Below are 1994 nucleotides of genomic sequence, written 5' to 3'. Positions count from 1 at the left end.
CGGTAGAGTCGAGATGTGGCGCGGTAGCGGTAGGTTCGGTTTGTCTGTTGCCGCCCCTTTCGTCTGGCGGTGCCCGAATAACTTCACCCTAACCCCGTTTCCACACCCCGCTCATCGAACCGGACATGCAGATCTCCCGCATCCGGCTCTCGGACAAGACCTCACGCCTTCACACACGCCAGGCTACGCCCCCGCGGGCGCTCAGACGTACGAGACCGAAGTGCCCGTAGAGGTGCGAGGATGGATAGGTCCCGCCCCTGCGACGTCTGAGCTTGTACTTGTTGCGTAACCACCGGCGCAACCGCGTCGCGGTGTAGCTGTCGAGTGCACGGTATGCCCGGCTAACGCTCCCTATCCGGAAGTAATTCGCCCAGCCGCGCAGCGTGCGGTTCAACCTGCCCACCAGTTCCGTGGTCTCTTGCCATGCCGTCTTGAGGGCGGTCATTGCATGAATCTTTTCGACCATGCGCCGGATACTCTTCTTCGACGGGCGCATGCCCATGCGGGCCTGACCAGTTGTCGCTGAGTACATCCGCCCAAACGTAAAACCCAGGAAGTCGAATTCGCCTTCCGGCACTTTACAGATTCGTGTCTTCTCCTCGTTGACCGTCAACTTCAGCTTGCTCATGATCTCGCGCAGTCGCGACAAGGCTTCCTCAGCCTTACCCCGCTTGCACAGGATCACCAGATCGTCCGCGTAGGTCACGATTCGACTGCCAAGACTTCGCTGAAGTCCAAGCTTCTTCCATGCCAGCACAAACCGGCGCATATACATATTTGCCAGTAAGGGTGAAATGGGTGATCCTTGCGGAATGCCACGTCTGCTGTCCCTGGCCTCCGTCGTACGTGTCTTCCGGCCTCGGTTATCGGTTTCTTCAACGGAGCACTCCAACCACATCTTGATCAGATGCAGCACCCGCCGATCAACGATGCGTCGCGCGAGCGACAACATCAAGTCGGCGTGAGGAATACTTCCGAAGTAGTCCGCGAGGTCGGCGTCAACAACGTCCGTTTGCCCTCTATGCAGCCGTTCCTCCACCTCGGTCACCGCTTGCTGGGCGTTGCGCCCCGGGCGGTAAGCGTACTGCTCTGATGGAAGGTCCGCTTCGAAGATCGGTTCGAGCACCAGCATTGCTGCTGTCATGCACACCCGATCTCGCAAGGTCGAGATGCCCAGTGGCCTCAACTTGCCATTGGCCTTCGGGATAAACACTCTTCTGATAGAGTCCGGCCGGTAAGTCTCCTGCCTGAGCGCAAGCGCCAGTTCACCGAGCCACTTCTGCACCCCATACGCCTCAACATCCGCGAAGTCCTGCCGGTCGACACCCGGCGCGCCCCTGTTCGAGCGGCACTGGGCGTACGCATGCGCCAGCACATCCTCACGATAGATCTTGTCGTACAGAGCATAGAAGCGGTACCCGGCTTCTGCCTTCGCTTTCGCGTGTAACGCCATCTGCAGCTTCTGAACACTGATCGGAGTTGATAGGTTGCCCAATCTCCACGTCCTCACTACGTATTGCGTTCGTCTTGAACTGAGGCCCCTTCCCTCCACCAGCATTACCCGGCTTCATTGGTATTACGAGCCTCTCCGTCATCCCAAGGCGCCCGGCCTGTCCCTCACGGGCGTCCGGTTGGTCATCCCTGACCACGCCAAGGGACTTCCCGTGTTGCGTACGCTTTCCTTGTGTACATGCTGTCGCCACTACCCCGGCGCAGCGACTGGGCGTCCCGCCTGCTCATTCACCCAGCCGTGTCAGCCTTCCCCGATAGGGTTGTCGGGTCGGCCTGCGCATCGACCTTTTCGAGGTTTGCTCGGCGTTCACTCGCGTTACGGCCTGCACACTCGCGCTGTCACCAATTTGTGACACGCATCACCGAAGGCTTCAGCCATTTCGTTGCCTCCATAGCTGCTCCGGTTGCTTCCGGCTGGAGCGGTTGCCGGGCGGGGCTTGCACCCGCTGGAAAGCGCCACCTTTTCACGGCGCACACCCGTT

Annotated in this window: 1 protein-coding gene; it reads right to left on the bottom strand. The window is 59.9% G+C overall.

Annotated features, from left to right (window positions below; all coding sequences use genetic code 11):
- Positions 1 to 169 precede the first annotated feature (169 nt).
- Positions 170 to 1558 (bottom strand): group II intron reverse transcriptase/maturase, encoded by a 1389-nt coding sequence (gene ltrA, locus F6X40_RS41320; RefSeq protein ID WP_222946315.1) that lies wholly within the window; start codon positions 1556 to 1558, stop codon positions 170 to 172.
- Between the last annotated feature and the right edge of the window lie 436 nt (positions 1559 to 1994).

Origin of the sequence: Paraburkholderia sp. UCT31 (genome assembly GCF_014397655.1) — a bacterium.
Classification (GTDB): domain Bacteria; phylum Pseudomonadota; class Gammaproteobacteria; order Burkholderiales; family Burkholderiaceae; genus Paraburkholderia; species Paraburkholderia tuberum.
The sequence above is the reverse complement of the archived record's forward strand: the minus strand, read 5'-3'. Positions and strand labels throughout refer to the sequence as shown.